Source organism: Moraxella tarda (assembly GCF_035181405.1).
Lineage (GTDB): Bacteria > Pseudomonadota > Gammaproteobacteria > Pseudomonadales > Moraxellaceae > Moraxella.
Map to the genome: position 1 here is coordinate 91,990 of NZ_JAYGGV010000005.1, position 15,240 is coordinate 107,229.

General features: G+C 41.9%; 17 protein-coding genes and 2 rRNA genes. 6 read left to right on the forward strand and 13 right to left on the reverse strand.

Annotation, left to right across the window (positions count from 1 at the left end; all coding sequences use genetic code 11):
* A partial coding sequence (locus U9670_RS07385) for a hypothetical protein (RefSeq protein ID WP_323842237.1) occupies window positions 1–886 on the forward strand: 886 nt, incomplete at its 5' end.
* Window positions 887–1,055: 169 nt separating this feature from the next.
* A complete protein-coding gene (locus U9670_RS07390) occupies window positions 1,056–1,316 on the forward strand; it encodes a DUF1289 domain-containing protein (protein ID WP_323842236.1) in 261 nt (86 codons plus the stop codon).
* A gap of 1 nt (window position 1,317) precedes the next feature.
* Here the strand turns inward: U9670_RS07390 and U9670_RS07395 are convergent, their stop codons facing one another.
* The 4 genes from U9670_RS07395 to tyrS all read right to left on the reverse strand — a co-directional run bounded on the left by U9670_RS07395 (window position 1,318) and on the right by tyrS (window position 3,523).
* On the reverse strand, window positions 1,318–1,716 hold the full coding sequence (locus U9670_RS07395; protein ID WP_323842235.1) for an FKBP-type peptidyl-prolyl cis-trans isomerase: 399 nt from the start codon (window positions 1,714–1,716) through the stop codon (window positions 1,318–1,320).
* Entirely contained in the window at window positions 1,717–1,926 is a 210-nt protein-coding gene (locus U9670_RS07400; RefSeq protein ID WP_323842234.1) for a DUF1653 domain-containing protein, read from the reverse strand. It lies immediately after the preceding gene.
* A 75-nt stretch (window positions 1,927–2,001) separates the two neighbouring features.
* A complete protein-coding gene (locus U9670_RS07405; protein ID WP_323842233.1) occupies window positions 2,002–2,304 on the reverse strand; it encodes a hypothetical protein in 303 nt (100 codons plus the stop codon).
* 10 nt (window positions 2,305–2,314) lie between these two features.
* Window positions 2,315–3,523: a tyrosine--tRNA ligase gene (gene tyrS / locus U9670_RS07410; RefSeq protein WP_323842232.1), complete on the reverse strand. Its 1,209-nt coding sequence runs from the start codon at window positions 3,521–3,523 to the stop codon at window positions 2,315–2,317.
* A gap of 239 nt (window positions 3,524–3,762) precedes the next feature.
* On the opposite strand from tyrS, the gene gshA reads away from it, so the two are divergent.
* From gshA to mpl, 3 genes are all read left to right on the forward strand, one after another.
* Window positions 3,763–5,319 (forward strand): glutamate--cysteine ligase, encoded by a 1,557-nt coding sequence (gene gshA / locus U9670_RS07415; RefSeq protein ID WP_323842231.1) that lies wholly within the window; start codon window positions 3,763–3,765, stop codon window positions 5,317–5,319.
* A gap of 117 nt (window positions 5,320–5,436) precedes the next feature.
* Window positions 5,437–5,937: a disulfide bond formation protein B gene (locus tag U9670_RS07420; protein ID WP_323842230.1), complete on the forward strand. Its 501-nt coding sequence runs from the start codon at window positions 5,437–5,439 to the stop codon at window positions 5,935–5,937.
* A gap of 135 nt (window positions 5,938–6,072) precedes the next feature.
* Window positions 6,073–7,464 carry a UDP-N-acetylmuramate:L-alanyl-gamma-D-glutamyl-meso-diaminopimelate ligase gene (gene mpl / locus U9670_RS07425; protein ID WP_323842229.1) on the forward strand — a complete coding sequence of 464 codons (1,392 nt, stop codon included), beginning with the start codon at window positions 6,073–6,075 and terminating at the stop codon, window positions 7,462–7,464.
* Window positions 7,465–7,617: 153 nt separating this feature from the next.
* Here mpl and U9670_RS07430 read toward each other — a convergent pair whose 3' ends face one another.
* The 6 genes from U9670_RS07430 to U9670_RS07455 form a co-directional block, all read right to left on the reverse strand.
* Entirely contained in the window at window positions 7,618–8,091 is a 474-nt protein-coding gene (locus U9670_RS07430; RefSeq protein WP_323842228.1) for an acyl-CoA thioesterase, read from the reverse strand.
* Window positions 8,088–8,387 (reverse strand): oxidative damage protection protein, encoded by a 300-nt coding sequence (locus tag U9670_RS07435; protein ID WP_323842227.1) that lies wholly within the window; start codon window positions 8,385–8,387, stop codon window positions 8,088–8,090. Before U9670_RS07435 ends, U9670_RS07430 begins: the two co-directional genes overlap by 4 nt.
* A 119-nt stretch (window positions 8,388–8,506) precedes the next feature.
* Entirely contained in the window at window positions 8,507–9,625 is a 1,119-nt protein-coding gene (locus U9670_RS07440; RefSeq protein WP_323842304.1) for a metallophosphoesterase, read from the reverse strand.
* On the reverse strand, window positions 9,625–10,596 hold the full coding sequence (locus U9670_RS07445) for a YheT family hydrolase (protein WP_323842226.1): 972 nt from the start codon (window positions 10,594–10,596) through the stop codon (window positions 9,625–9,627). The genes U9670_RS07440 and U9670_RS07445 overlap by 1 nt, the downstream gene beginning before the upstream one ends.
* Window positions 10,577–11,230: a DnaJ domain-containing protein gene (locus tag U9670_RS07450; protein WP_323842225.1), complete on the reverse strand. Its 654-nt coding sequence runs from the start codon at window positions 11,228–11,230 to the stop codon at window positions 10,577–10,579. Before U9670_RS07450 ends, U9670_RS07445 begins: the two co-directional genes overlap by 20 nt.
* Window positions 11,231–11,234: 4 nt before the next feature.
* Window positions 11,235–13,145, reverse strand: a complete 1,911-nt coding sequence (locus U9670_RS07455) for an ABC-F family ATP-binding cassette domain-containing protein (protein WP_323842224.1) — start codon at window positions 13,143–13,145, stop codon at window positions 11,235–11,237.
* Window positions 13,146–13,265: 120 nt separating this feature from the next.
* Between U9670_RS07455 and erpA the strand changes: the two genes are divergently transcribed.
* Entirely contained in the window at window positions 13,266–13,598 is a 333-nt protein-coding gene (gene erpA / locus U9670_RS07460; RefSeq protein ID WP_323842223.1) for an iron-sulfur cluster insertion protein ErpA, read from the forward strand.
* Between the two features lie 61 nt (window positions 13,599–13,659).
* On the opposite strand, the gene U9670_RS07465 is transcribed toward erpA, so the two are convergent.
* The 3 genes from U9670_RS07465 to U9670_RS07475 form a co-directional block, all read right to left on the reverse strand.
* Window positions 13,660–14,526: an Lcl domain-containing protein gene (locus tag U9670_RS07465; RefSeq protein WP_323842222.1), complete on the reverse strand. Its 867-nt coding sequence runs from the start codon at window positions 14,524–14,526 to the stop codon at window positions 13,660–13,662.
* Between the two features lie 263 nt (window positions 14,527–14,789).
* Window positions 14,790–14,903 (reverse strand): 5S ribosomal RNA (gene rrf, locus U9670_RS07470).
* A 158-nt stretch (window positions 14,904–15,061) separates the two neighbouring features.
* A 23S ribosomal RNA gene (locus U9670_RS07475) occupies window positions 15,062–15,240 on the reverse strand; the annotation flags it as partial.

Here is a 15,240-nt window from a genome sequence, read left to right on the forward strand (position 1 = left end):
GCGTAAAAAACAAAAAGATTACATCAGTCGCTACACCAATGCTGCCTTGTCAGACTTATCGTTGCATACCAACGCAGTATTAGACATGGGCACTACGCTGGTTGAGAATATGTTGGTTGGTCATCACACGCCAATCGATGGCACTACGCAAAATGACATATGGTACACCGCCTCAAAATCTCATGCCGTGCGTCATCAAAGTGAATCATACCGCCCTTATGAGCGTGATTTTAACAGCCACCAAATTGGCATCAGGCATCAAGAGGGTGTGTTTGGCTATGGCGGTGCATTGACTCACACCAAATCGCTTGCCAAACTTACTGATGATATGCAGGCCAAGCACGATAGTACGCTATTGAGTGGATTTGCTCAATATCATCATGACAATGCAACGATTGTTGTGGATGCAGGCATTGGCAATATTCGTGCCGATATAGAAACCATAAAAAATAGTCGTCGCATTGTCAGTGCTGGCCTAGCGGCAAAATACCAGTTTGGTCAAGACATTCAAGTAATTCCTAGCATTTATGTTCGCCATAATTGGATTCAGGGAACAGCATATCAGCTAGATGGTGCCGATATCGTCCTTGACAAAGTCAATAGCAACCAAGCTGGTGCTGATGTCCGTGTGCAAAAAACCATACGGTCAGGAGCGTTTAAGATTACTCCAAGCATTTATGTGGGCAGTCGTTTTGTCAGTAGCAAGGCGGGCGTCATGGTAAACAATCAACATTTTGGACAGTCAATTGGCAATAGTCATCATATCGGTGGCGGTGTGAATGTCTCTTATGATCGCTTTACCGCAGGCTTTGATGTCAAACAAAGACATGGTGATGAATTTGACAAACAGAGCCAGGCTGATATCAGCATGAGTTACCACTGGTAATCATTTTTACATTAACAAAATTACACTAACAAACAAAAACCGCCTTCGTAGCGGTTTTTGTTTGTTTTAGCTTTGTTTAAGTTTTTAAAATTGCTTGATGATAAAGATAAGATATTGATAAAATGGCAAAAAATCGTTATAGTAGCTTTTTGTATTCACGCCATTCATCATGTCGCAATTTGAATTATTCACCATTGACAGCCCTTGTGTCGGTATCTGTACGCTAAATAAAAAAGGCTATTGTATCGGCTGTCTACGAAATCGCAAAGAACGGCAGAGCTGGCACACCCTAAACGAAGATGAAAAATACAAAATTCTTACACTCATCAATAAGAGAATGCGACGACTACAAGACGCACGCCATCAAAAACGACAAAGTGAGCCAAATTGGTTTACTGGACTGGTTCAGCTTGATTTATCAGATGAATGATCTAGTCTCGTGTTCTGACTTCCAAAAGCTCAATCTCAAAAGTCAAATCGCTATTGGGTGTGATTTTACCTAATGCCCGCTCACCATAGGCCAAATACGCAGGGACAATCAGCTGGCGCTTACCACCGACTTTCATTGGCTCAAATTGCGGTAAATCACAACTTATGCCCCATTTGCCTAACAGTCTTGCCCCAGCATCACTACCCAAAACGCCCAAATCCCAGCCTTTAATCACACGCCCTGTACCAATCACGCATTCAAAAGGCACGCCCTTTAAAACCGAACTGTCAAAAATTGTACCATCATCAAGCGTGCCTGTATAATGAGCAACAATCAATGCCCCACGACAGGCAGGTTTGCCCGTGCCAACGACCAAATCGGTTACACCAAACTCTTTCAATTACCTCTCCCATCTAAAGCGTGGCACGGTTTTACCGTCCACTTCTACATTTTCACAAAACATTACCAAAGGTCGTACCCACAATCCATAATCGCCGTACAATGCACGATAAACAACAAGCCATTCATTTGTTTCAGAATGACGAGCGGTGTGCAAAACTTCATAAAGATTGCCTTTGTAATGGCGGTAAGTGCCTGTTTTTAGTTGCATTGTTATTCTTGCTTTGTTGTAAAAATGGGCATTTTGATGACTTCAAAAACTTAGTTATTTTTAACAGTCTTTTTATCACAAAGGTGCTTTTAATATATAAGTGTGATAAAACAGCACTATAATACTACAAAGCACCGCCCAAAACAGCGTCCACAGTACCGCCATAAGCCCTTTAATGAGTTTATTTTTAAAATTAAAAGCCCAGTAAGAAGTGGGCAATACCGCAATCACAAATACCGCCCACAGCACCCACTCGACAAAATCAAAACTTTGGTTTTGGCTTAATACAAAAACGTTGTCGCTGATAACAAGCACCAAAAGCCCCAAAAAATTACCAATCAACAACGCATAAATAGGCTTGATTTGGGTAAGTTTCATTGCTTATCTTTTAAACCACACTCAGCCTAGCAAACGCCTTTTTGCCCGACTGTACCACCACCGTTTGCCCCTTTGTCAAAGCAAAATCCGCCCCAACCACTTGACCGTCCACTTTAACCGAGCCGTTTTTTAGCGCGTCTTTGGCTGCCGCAGAGTTTTTGACAAGGTTTGCTTGATTTAGCACTTGGGCGATAAAAATCTTATCCATACCGTCAAGGCTTATGCTCACTTCTGGCAAATCAATGGGTAGCTCACCGTCCGCCAAGCGATTACCTGCCGATTTGTGGGCGTTTTGGGCAGACTCTTTGTCGTGAAAGCGTTCAATGAGTTCATAGGCAAGCACTTTTTTAATCTCTTGGGGGTTGCGACCGTTTGCCATTTCATCAAGCAAAGCATTGATTTCATTCATCGGCTTAAAGCTAAGTAGCTCAAAATAGCGAGCAATCAGCGTGTCAGGCATAGACAAAATCTTTTGATACATCACCCCAGCAGGGTCGGTGATACCGATATAGTTGCCAAGCGATTTGCTCATTTTTTGTACACCGTCAAGCCCTTCTAGTAGCGGCATTGTGATACACACCTGTGGCTCTTTGCCATAACGCCCCTGCAAAGTGCGTCCCATAAGTAGGTTAAAGGTTTGGTCAGTACCGCCAAGCTCCACATCAGCATCCATTGCAATGGAGTCATAGCCTTGCACCAGTGGGTACAAAAACTCGTGAATGGCAATCGGTGTTTCACTTTTGTAGCGTTTGGAAAAATCGTCTCGTTCTAGCATACGAGAGACCGTAAGCTGACTTGCAAGGCCAATCATATCGCCTGCACTCATCTTGTTAAACCACTCGGAATTAAACACAATTTGGGTTTTGTCTTTATCCAAAATCTTAAACACTTGCTCGGCATAGGTTTGGGCGTTCTTTTTTACATCGTCTTCGGATAAGGGTGGACGGGTGGCATTTTTGCCAGTGGGGTCGCCAATGCGAGCGGTGTAGTCGCCTATCAAAAACAGCACCTCGTGCCCTAAATCTTGAAAATGACGCAGTTTGTTAAGTACCACCGTATGCCCTAGGTGCAAATCAGCAGCGGTGGGGTCCATACCCAGCTTGATGCGTAGGGGGCGGTTTTGGGCAAGTTTTTTGACCAAATCGTCTTGGGAGAAAATTTGGGAGACACCACGCAGGATTTGGGGAAGTTGGTCTTGGGCGGATAACAAATTTGACATACTAATACCTATAAAAATTTAATAAATACCCTAGTATACCAAAATTTTAATCATGAAAAAATGCCAAAAGATGGATTTTCTTTGCCATTATAGACGCTTGGGTCTATAATGAGTACATGATCGCTAAGTTTTTGTATTTAGGGGAGGGTTTTACCACCTCCTTACGCAAAATTAGCAAATCCAGATCTAAGAATACAGCCTATAATCAGGCAAATTTAAGCATCAATTTAGGACACCTTATGACGATTACCACCTTTAATTTACCAGATTGGTTCACACCAGATTTGGTGGCAGGCATGCAACGAGGTATTGAAAAAGAGGGGCTGCGTATGCGAACAGATGGTTATGCCGCCAAAACCCCACACCCCACCATGCTTGGATCAAAACTCACCCACCCCTACATCACAACCGATTATTCTGAGAATCTGCTTGAACTTATCACAGAGCCTTTTTCATCCATCAAAGGTGCACTGGACATGCTTCGAGAGCTTCATGTATTGGTACATCGCTCTTTAGGCGATGAACTGATGTGGCCTTTATCCATGCCATGCATGACATCAGATGATGATGAGGATATTCCACTGGCAGACTATGGTACAAGCAACATTGGCAAGTTAAAAACTCTATATCGTTCAGGGCTTGGGGTGCGTTATGGTCGTAAAATGCAAACAATTGCTGGATTACATTACAATCTGTCAGTAGGCGATGATTTGTTTGACAAATGGTTTGAGAAAAACGATACAGGCGATGATTTCATTACTTTCAAAAACAACAAATACCTTGCTCTTATTCGCAATTTTAAACGCCTAACACCACTGGTACTATACCTTTTAGGAGCAAGCCCTGCGGTGTGTGCATCATTTGTTAAGGGTCGCAATCACAACTTACTCCCACTATCAAACAGCAGCTGCACACTATATCAGCCTAACGGCACCAGCCTACGCATGAGCAAACTTGGTTACACCAATAGCGTGCAAGAAGATTTAAACATTCAATATAATGATTTGAATGAATATATCAAAAACTTACGCAAGGCAATTGGCACACCACTTAAATCATTTAGCGATATTGGTGTAGATGACGAAAACGGCAAGCCGATTCAAATCAACGACCACATTCTACAAATCGAAAATGAATTTTACAGCCCAATTCGTCCAAAACAGGTTACCAAGTCTGGTGAAACACCAACACAGGCTCTAGCAGAGCGTGGCATTGCTTATGTTGAGTTTCGTGCCATTGACTTAGATCCATATAGCGATATCGGCATTCGTATGCAAACGGCGTGCTTTTTGGAAGTCTTGGCAATTTATTGCCTATTACTTGACTCGCCTGCTCTTTATCAAGACGAAGAAAAACGCCTACAAGCCAACATTGACACGGTGGTTAATCACGGCAGAAGCACAGGCGTTGTCATTAAAACTGAAACAGGCGATATGTATCTGCATGATTGGATTGTCAAACATTTAACCAATATGCAAATCATCGCTGATGCATTTGACCATCATCATGGTGGCAATGCCTACCGAGAGTCTCTTGCCATGATGCAAGGCAAGGCAACCAATCCAGAGTTTACACTTTCTGCTCAAATTGAGACAGACAGTCGCCGTTTGGGCAGCACTTGGAAATTAGGCAAACTACTTGCCAAAAAACATCAAGAGGACCTACTTAGTCACGCCCTCAGCTGTGAACATGAAGCCTACTTTGCCAAAGTTGCCAGCGAGTCCATCATCAAGCAAGCTGAAATTGAACAAGCGGACACTCAGTCATTTTATGATTATATACAGGCGTATCGTTGATACAAACCAAGCCTTGTTCTTATTAAAAAAACAAGGCTGTCTATGGTGAGTGTGCCAAACCACCCTCACTTTGACACACTCTCAGCAAACCAAAAATCCAAAAAAAAAGAGAATGCCATGACTTATCGCCAAATCAACACCCTACTTGTCGCCATCTGCGTCATCGGTAGCGTCTTTGCCATTGGCTATCTACAAAACACTTTGGGGCTTGACCCTTGCCCACTGTGTATTTTTCAGCGAATTGGTCTTTGGGTCATGGGGGCGTTTGCATTACTTGGGCTGATTTTTAACCCAAAAAATAAAGCAATCCGCCTAACACTATGGCTAGGTTCACTGCTTGGCACACTGTGGGGAACTGGGGTGGCCGCACGCCATGTATGGTTACAATACCTACCACCCGATCAAGCCCCCGCCTGTGGACCAGGGTTAAACTACTGGGTGGAGACTCTGCCCATCATGCAGGTCTTTGAGCAGGCTTTAAAAGGCTCTGGTGAATGTGCCGTCATTGATTGGACTTTTTTAGGTCTATCAATTCCCATGCAGACACTGATTTTATTTGTGATGGTTATGCTACTACTTGTTATCCAGCTTTTTAAAATCATCAAAAATCACAACTGAGTTGGCCGATAATAAACGCCCTAAAAAGCCAGCACCTTTTTGCTTTTTATTACCATGACAAATAACAAAACTTTTGTGGTCAAATTTTGCTATAATTTACCCAACTTATCAAATCCAATTCATTAAGACATCATCATGCACATTCACATTTTAGGCATTTGTGGGACTTTTATGGGGTCGCTCGCCCTACTTGCACGCGAATTAGGGCATACAGTAACAGGCTCAGACACCGCCATCTATCCACCAATGAGCACTCAATTACAACATGCTGGCATTGAGATTTTAGAAGGTTACAAAGCAAAGCACTTACAACCTGCTCCAGACCTTGTCGTTGTAGGCAACGCCTGTAAGCGAGGCATGGAAGCGGTTGAATACATGCTCGATGCACGATTGCCCTACACATCAGGACCACAATTTTTGGCTGAGCAAGTCCTGCAATATCGCCATGTACTGGCTGTTGCAGGCACGCATGGCAAGACCACAACCACAACCATGCTGGCTTGGATTTTACAATATGCTGGCATTGATACAGGTTTTCTCATCGGTGGCGTACCCCAAATTGGCACAGACGATGAAAGATTGCAGTCCGCTTTTGCCCACAGCTCATATCTGGGCAAGGACTATTTTGTCATCGAAGCAGACGAATATGACAGTGCATTTTTTGACAAGCGTTCAAAATTCGTTCACTACCGTCCAACGACCGCCATTTTAAATAATTTAGAATATGATCATGCCGATATTTTTCCAGATTTAAAAGCCATTCAAACCCAATTCCACCACATGATTCGCATGATTCCCAGTTCGGGACAAATCATCATGCCAGCAAATACCCAAAGCCTAGAAGAATTACTAAATATGGGCATATGGACGCCAGTGGTACGCACATCTTTAAGCAAAGATGAGAACAACCATGCAATCTTACATCAAGAAGATGGTTCATCTTTTGGTATTACTATTGGTGATGCCACAGGAGTGGTGAACTGGGGCATGAGTGGTCTGCACAATGTTCATAACGCCCTAGTTGCAATCAGTGCTGCTCATCATATCGGTGTGAATGTAGCCATGGCGTGTAAAGCCCTATCAAACTTTGGTGGCATTAAACGCCGAATGGAGCTCATTGGTGATATCAATGGCATGCAAATCTATGACGACTTCGCCCACCACCCCACTGCCATCGCCACCACACTAGATGGTGCCAAGAAAAAATTGCATGGGCGTAAGATTTGGGCAGTCATCGAACCACGAAGCAATACCATGAAACTTGGCAAACACCGAGACCTACTTGCACCATCTGCCGCCCTAGCCGACCATGTGCTATGGTATGAGCCAGCAGACCTTGCTTGGGGGCTAGCTGATACCATCGGTAATTCATCAAATCAGTTAGTACTAACCAGCACAGATGATATCATCAACCATTTGGTTAGCAATGCTCACACAAACGATGTGATCATCATCATGTCAAATGGTGGATTTGAAAACATTCACACCAGATTACTGATGGCACTACAATCAAAAAAGCCTAAATAACCCAAAACGCACCCAGTCAAGTTTAACAGACCATTTATACAATATGCCTTAGATGCTGTTTAGGCTTTGGGTGCGTTTTAATTTTTTCACTGGGTATTAATTTCTTCTTGCTTAAATACTTAAAGTAAAAAAATACCCATCATCAACCAAAGTTTATAATTGGCGACCCTCAAAGGCAGAAAAAGCCTCTCGCTCATCTGCTCCCCAAATTTGTTTAACACCTGCCCCATCAACACGCACCATCACCGCCTCACCGATGGCAACGATGGTATCTTGCTCTACACTGTAAAATATATGCTCAAAAACCACGCTTGTATTGCCCAGCTTCTTAACACGCACACCGATCAGCAGTGTGTCTGGATAAGTTACGGGGCGTTTGTACTGACAATTATTGGCTGCCAAGATGGTTGAGATGTCAGTACGAGTTTCCACCATGCCTGAGGCACGCAGATAGCTGATGCGTGCTGACTCAGCATAACGATAGAACACAACATTATTTAGATGGTTAAATACATCCATGTCTCCCCACGCCACAGGTTGCACATGCACACTTGGGCAATCTTTTAGCACTGATGGTCGGTCATCGCCCGTCAATATCGGCTTAAAAATTCCTGCAACTTCAATCATTGACCGCCCACCTTTGGCTTATAACCTGCAGGGCGTTCGTAGTCGCCATTATCAAAAAATAGCTCTCTTTGCTCGGCAATGAATTTTTTGGCGTTTTTATCAACCATACTAAGATGCTTTTCATTAATGAGCATGGTTTGTAATTCAATCCATGCCTCCCACGCCTTTTTTGAAACAGTGTTTTGAATCTCTTCACCTTTGGCATTGGGGAAAGGCGGATTTGGCATTTTGGGTAGCTCTTGCTTGTATTTACGACAAAACACCAGATTGGCTTTAGGGTTAAAAACTTCAGTCATCATTTTACCTATTGGTTCATAAGTTAGTATTTTTATTATAACACATGGCACGACATTGTTGATAAGCCATACATCGTTTAAGATACATGGCTTAAATATAAAAATAACATAAAACTTGGCTATTTTTGATGTTTGCCATGCATTTCAATCACCCAAATTTCCGATTGAGACCCCAGACGAAATGACACTCCCCAAAATCCATAACCTGACGAGACAATGATGTGTGTGCTGTCAATTTTTTTATGCCCATACGCCACACGGTACAGCATTTTAACAATAAGATTGGCAGGAAAAACCTGCCCATGATGCGTATGTCCTGAAACTTGCAAATCAATCGGTAATGCAACATTATCATCAATTTGACTTGGGCGGTGATCAAGTAAAATCACAGGGTTTTTTAAAGCCTCCTTGGGCAGTTGTGCCATAAGCTCGGTGGTTGTTTTTCTATCTATGACATGGTCGTCATAACGCCCAATGATTGACAGTGGCACACCACCCACTTCAAATACTCCAACTTTATCATCAAGCAACACCGTCTTGGTGGCACGCACCGCATTGACAATCGCTTGGCGAGACTTAATATCGTACAAGTCATGATTGCCAAGACTTGCAAACACACCATTCTTGGTAGCACGCACCACATCACCAAAGGCTGATTTCATATTTTGCATCTCATAAGCTTTGGTGTTGTCATCCATAATATCGCCTGGTATCAGCAAAGTATCAACTTTTTCAGTACGCAAAATATCTGCCAACTGATGCAGTTGCCTTGCACCAAACAGACTGCCCAAATGCAAATCGGACACCATCGCCAGACGAACAGGATTTGCCATCGGCTTATCAATTTGTATGGACAAATGGCGTACCGTAGGGGAATAAGCATTATAAACCGACAGTCCCAACAATCCGCCAAATATCAACACACCAAAAAGTCTGATACCAACATCAAAAGACCACCCGCTAAACGGCATTAATTTTTGTGCCAAAAAACTGATCGTAAAGACAATCAACATCGCCAATACACCAAGCCAAAGTACTGCCAAGTACCCAACCACCAAACGAAACTGCCCAAAAAACAATGGCAATAAAAATAGATTGCTTATGACAATAGTCGCCAATATGATCACGGTACGCCCGATAGACAGATAAGGCTGAACAAGCCAAAAAAGACCACGAGCAACAACATATGAACACAGCTCAAACAAAACGACCAGCATCACCAAAAAGACCATACGCATCAAGTATTTGCCCCAAAAAATGCCAAGGCCTGCTTGGGCACAAAGTCCAAATCAAAAGCACGAACCTTATAGTCATAACCGACAAAACCAATATGCCCACCATGCTTGGTATCAAGTAAGCATACATCTTGACTGACATCACCAATTTCTGCCGTCACCCCAAGAAATGGGTCGTCTTTGGCAGTAATTATTAAGGTAGGCTTACAAATACTCTTTAAATATGGCAAAGACGATGCTTGACGGTAATAATCATTCTTGGAACGATATCCTTGTCTGGGTGCGGTAAATACACTGTCAAAATCACCCATTTTTTTAACAGATTTTAATGCTCGAATTTCATCATCAGTCAGCTGATTTGCCAACGCTTTTTTAACAATTGGGTTTAGTAGATATGGCGTATAGATATTTTTTCCCAGTAATCGTTCCATCGCAATTGACGCACTTGCCAAATCTACAGGGGCAGACACCACCACTGCCTTTTGACAAATGGCATCTGCACCATATTCTCCCATGTATTTGGCAAGTACATTACCACCCAATGACACACCCACCGCATAGATTGTCTGATATTTTTTATTTAAAAATTCTAAATAATGATGCACTTCTGCAACATCGCCAGCATCATAAAAAACCTTACCAGATACTGCCACACCTCCACAAGAGCGAAAATGTGCCACCACAAAATGAAAACCCGCTGCTTGCACATTTTTAGCAAGCGTGCGTGCATAATGACTTTGGCTTGACCCCTCCATGCCATGAAACAACACCACAAGTGGCTTGACAAATCGCCCATCTGCATCATACTCATCATCAGTTGGCAAAAAATCAAATGCCACACTGCTTTCATCAAGTGAGTCCTTGATGAGTCTACGCTCATAATTGGGTGAAAATTTCACCAAATAACGAGGCAAAATTGTCTGAATATGTGGGTTTCTTAGCCATAAAGGCGGGTTAAACGATTGATTTTTCATTAGGCTCACTTTGCTCCTTATATTCAGATTGCACTTTTATCAAAAACCAAATAGACACATCATTCATAACAAGTCTAATCTTCATGCCATCACTCAGCCCCTTTGGCAATATAGTTCGCACCTTTTTTCCCTTATGATAAAAGTAAATCTCACCGCCCATATTGGCAGTTTTTTCATGAATAATCAGTGTTGATGTGTTGGTATTTTTTGGCAATTGCATCATGCGATGGTTTAATTTATCCAAAAAATCTTGTGTATTTTTTAACCAAAATTCAGCGTTTTTTTGCAACTTTGTTTTTGCCAAAACCGCCAAACGATACGCACGACGGTCCAATTTTTCTAGATTTTTACTAATAATTTTCACGCTTTGCATATGAATAAGCGTCCTTTGGGTAATCACCCCCGACCTTCCAAAGTATAGCGTATGTATCACATCATATTTGGCACGCCTATTGGTGTCTTTTAAAGTGGCATAGGCTTCGTTGATGAGTAAAATTTGTGCCAAATCCCCTTGTCTATCAGGGTGATACAAAAATGCCAGTCTGCGATAAGCGCGCTTAATTTCAAGAAAAGTTGCCGATTTTGATACGCCCAGCACACGATAATAATCAATGGGCTTGTCTGAACTTGTCATTTTTTTAGTCAGCCAAGGATTGCTCTAATATTTCCAGCTCATCCATTGCCACAAGCAGACTTTCTTCAATATCAGCAAGCTGTTTTTGAACTTGGGTTTGCTGACCAAGCAATGCCAATAACTTGTCTTTATTAGCATCATGGTATAAATCTTGGTCAGATAAAATTTCTTCAATCTGGGTTAGCTGCTCACTGTATTTATCAAGTTGCTCTTCTAGCCTCTGGATTTCCTTGCGAAGAGGGGCAGTTTTTGCACGGTTCTGTGCTGCTAATTTTCTTTTTTCTTCTTTGGTTGGCTCTTTTGGCATATTTTTGATGGTGATATCATCATTTACTTTCGCTTGTCGTTGTAGACGCACCTGTCTAAGGTGTTCGGCATAGTCTGACATATCTCCCACAAATTCTTCCACACGCCCATTTGCCACCAATACAAGTGAATCACATACCGAGGTAATCAAACTACGATCATGCGAAACTAAAATCAGCGCCCCTTCAAAATTTTGCAAAGCAAGCATAAGTGCATTTCGCATTTGCAAATCCAAGTGATTGGTTGGCTCATCTAAAACCAACACATTAGGGCGTTGCCATACAATAAGTGCCAGCGTCAATCTGGCACGCTCACCACCTGAAAACAATTGGCATTTCGTATCAATCTTATCACCGCAAAAATCAAAACCACCCAAAAAGTTTCTCAGATCAGCATCTGAGGTCATTCCCGCCAGTCGCCTCAGCAACATCATTGGTGTCGCACCATCATCAAGAGAGTCCATCTGATGCTGATTAAAATAACCTAATTGTAGCGTTTCTGATGCTTTGTACACACCACTAATTAATGGCAAATCACCAACAATTGCTTTTATTAAGGTGGATTTTCCTGCACCATTTGCACCCAACACACCAAGCCGAATATCAGGCGTAATTTGTAAATTCACCTTATTGATCAATGGTTTTTCATAACCAATAGAGGCATTATCCAATATAATAAGCGGACTTGCCATATGACTTGGTGGATAAAAATTAAAATTAAATGCAGAGTCTGCCATTACAGGTGCCAGCTCCGCCATGCGTGACAGTTGCTTAATTCGACTTTGTGCTTGCTTGGCTTTGGTTGCCTTGGCACGAAAACGACGGATATAATCTTCCAAATGTGCACGAGTAGCCTGTTGTTTTTCAAAGGCCTGCTGCTGCTGTGCCAATCTTTGGCTGCGAATTTGCACAAACTGACTATAGTTACCTGAATACAATGTGATTTCACCCTGCTCAATATGCAAAATATGCCCACACACAGCATCTAAAAAATCTTGATCATGGCTGATGAGCAAAATCAATCCATCAAACTTGGCAAGCCACTCTTCAAGCCATAAAATAGCATCTAAGTCTAAGTGATTGGTCGGCTCATCAAGTAGCAATACATCAGCACGGTGCATGAGTGTGCGAGCAAGATTCAACCGCATTCTCCAACCACCAGAAAACGATGACACCGCTCGTTCATGATCACTTTCAGCAAAACCAAGCCCCGCCAAAATTTGTGCCGCTTTGGTTGGTATACGAAAACCATCAATTTCCTCAAATCGTTGATAAATTGGTGCAATTTCATTCTCCAACAATACCGATTGATTCTGCAATTTACCATTTAATTCATACCATTCAGAATCACCAGACAACACATAGTCCATCGCTTGCATGTCGGTGGCATGTACTTCTTGTGCCATATGAGCGATTTGCCAATGCTTTGGCACATCGATTTGCCCAGCATCTGTCTGATGCTCATTAAGCAAAACTGCAAATAGGGTAGATTTGCCCGTACCATTATTCCCTGTCAAGCCAATTTTTTGAGGCTTGTGTAATTGCAAATCAACTCCACTAAACAATAATCGACCATCTCGACGCACTGCTACATTTTTTAACTCAATCATGATAAATTTGTATTCCAAAACAAGATTTTTCTATTATAACAGACAGTGTGCCACCTCACTTAAAAAACACACCAATTATGGTATAATGATGGCAATATCAAATAAATCAACAGGACAACAATGAACGATACAATGACACTTACCGATGGTGCTGCTAAAAAATTAGCAAAGCTCAAGGCTGCTGAAAATAACGATGCTCTAATGTTGCGTGTATATGTAACAGGCGGTGGCTGCTCAGGTTTTTCTTATGGTTTTGACTTTGCCGAAGAAGTGGAAGAGGATGATGCCACTTTTTTAAATGGCGATGCGACTTTGGTCGTAGACAGCCTAAGTTATCAATACTTACACGGCTCAACCATTGATTATATTGAAGGGCTAGAAGGCTCTCGCTTTGTGGTGGACAATCCTAATGCTACTACTACCTGCGGTTGCGGCTCATCCTTCTCCATTTGATCACCAATCAAAAAAGCCAAGATTATCAAGTCTTGGCTTTTTAGCACCATCATTATCCATTTTAAAAACTTTTCGGTGCCGTATGCTGGCGCACAATTAAAAAGTACATATTTTCTCTTGGATTTGCCGTGCCTTTGAGTGCATAGGAAAAAATAGAACCTGTAGTTGTAGATCCTACTTCATCAATTTCCATAGCGTAATACTGGTTATTCTCACTACCACCATGCACTCTAATTAATGCATCATTAACATATCTTGGGTCAGAAATGTACACCTGCCAACTTGGCACGGATTGATTTTGTGATATAAATCGCAAAGCACCACCATTATCATCTTCTAAAACCCTGGTAGTAGCACAATCATCAACCTGTATTTGATCGCCTCTCTCATCAAGTGATAAACGAGTAGCTCTGCGATAGGTCTGCACACGACCTTTTTCTGTCAAAGCCGTACCATTAGCAACACCATCCCATTTTTGGCAATGTGCAACTCGCAAACTCTCTACTTCATGCACTGTAGGCAATCGCCAATCACGATAGCCGCCAAAATTTTTAGCATTGATAAAATTGACAATATATTCTTCAGTATCCACCTCACCCAAAGCAATCAAATCTGGTGTATAAGTCCGACATGTTCGCCCTGCAATTCCAAATTCTTCAATCTCACCACTACCCACACGGCACACATACCACATCAAACCTGTGCGTTCATCATAATATTGATCGTCGCCAACACCATCCACACTTGTCATTTTTGATAAAGTATTTGAATTTGACGGCTGACTATCTTGATTTGTCGCAATACTTGACAAATTAATTTCACTAACCAAATCATTTAATTTTCCCAAAATCCCAGAAAACCCTGCAAACGCAGTATTGGACAACACCAGCCCTCCAAGAAAAACCCCTAATAATCGCTTTTGTAACATAAACGCTTTCCTCAAGCAAAACTTTATCTGAAATAATATTATCCATACTCTGACAAGAGTATGGATAATATTATTATAATAAATTTAAAAATTCACAGTTTTAATAAGGAAAAAAATTCACATAACCAAAAACCTCTACCAATGAAATACCCAAAGTACCCAATACATTAGGTGGCATACATATTTTTTAATCAGGCATGCATTAGTAAAATAGATTTATTGCAAAACCCCCTCCAACAACCGTTGAAGGGGGCTAAATAAGGTGCTGACGATGACCTACTCTCGCATGGGCGAACCACACTACCATCGGCGCTAAGACATTTCACTTCTGAGTTCGGGAAGGGATCAGGTGGTTCCATCTTGCTATGGTCGTCAGCGTAAAGGATTAACAACGCTTATGAGTCTGTTATTTTAAATACATAAAGAGTTTTTAATTTGGTTTATTATTTTACCAATTAATTTACTTAATCAAGCTTAGATAAAATCATTTTTACACTTACCAAACAAACACAGTAGTAAACCACTTGGGTGTTGTATGGTCAAGCCAAACGGGCAATTAGTATTGGTTAGCTACACATATCGCTATGCTTCCACACCCAACCTATCAACGTCGTCGTCTACAACGGCCCTTTAGGGAAATCTTATCTTGAGGTGGGCTTCCCGCTTAGATGCTTTCAGCGGTTATCCCATCCGAACGTAGCTACTCGGCAATGC

Coding starts and splice junctions, on each gene's coding strand:
- U9670_RS07390 (WP_323842236.1), top strand. CDS start 1,056: ATGTCGCAATTTGAATTATTCACCATTGACAGCCCTTGTGTCGGTATC.
- U9670_RS07400 (WP_323842234.1), bottom strand. CDS start 1,926: ATGCAACTAAAAACAGGCACTTACCGCCATTACAAAGGCAATCTTTAT.
- U9670_RS07405 (WP_323842233.1), bottom strand. CDS start 2,304: ATGAAACTTACCCAAATCAAGCCTATTTATGCGTTGTTGATTGGTAAT.
- tyrS (WP_323842232.1), bottom strand. CDS start 3,523: ATGTCAAATTTGTTATCCGCCCAAGACCAACTTCCCCAAATCCTGCGT.
- gshA (WP_323842231.1), top strand. CDS start 3,763: ATGACGATTACCACCTTTAATTTACCAGATTGGTTCACACCAGATTTG.
- U9670_RS07420 (WP_323842230.1), top strand. CDS start 5,437: ATGACTTATCGCCAAATCAACACCCTACTTGTCGCCATCTGCGTCATC.
- mpl (WP_323842229.1), top strand. CDS start 6,073: ATGCACATTCACATTTTAGGCATTTGTGGGACTTTTATGGGGTCGCTC.
- U9670_RS07430 (WP_323842228.1), bottom strand. CDS start 8,091: ATGATTGAAGTTGCAGGAATTTTTAAGCCGATATTGACGGGCGATGAC.
- U9670_RS07435 (WP_323842227.1), bottom strand. CDS start 8,387: ATGACTGAAGTTTTTAACCCTAAAGCCAATCTGGTGTTTTGTCGTAAA.
- U9670_RS07440 (WP_323842304.1), bottom strand. CDS start 9,625: ATGCGTATGGTCTTTTTGGTGATGCTGGTCGTTTTGTTTGAGCTGTGT.
- U9670_RS07445 (WP_323842226.1), bottom strand. CDS start 10,596: ATGAAAAATCAATCGTTTAACCCGCCTTTATGGCTAAGAAACCCACAT.
- U9670_RS07450 (WP_323842225.1), bottom strand. CDS start 11,230: ATGACAAGTTCAGACAAGCCCATTGATTATTATCGTGTGCTGGGCGTA.
- U9670_RS07455 (WP_323842224.1), bottom strand. CDS start 13,145: ATGATTGAGTTAAAAAATGTAGCAGTGCGTCGAGATGGTCGATTATTG.
- erpA (WP_323842223.1), top strand. CDS start 13,266: ATGAACGATACAATGACACTTACCGATGGTGCTGCTAAAAAATTAGCA.
- U9670_RS07465 (WP_323842222.1), bottom strand. CDS start 14,526: ATGTTACAAAAGCGATTATTAGGGGTTTTTCTTGGAGGGCTGGTGTTG.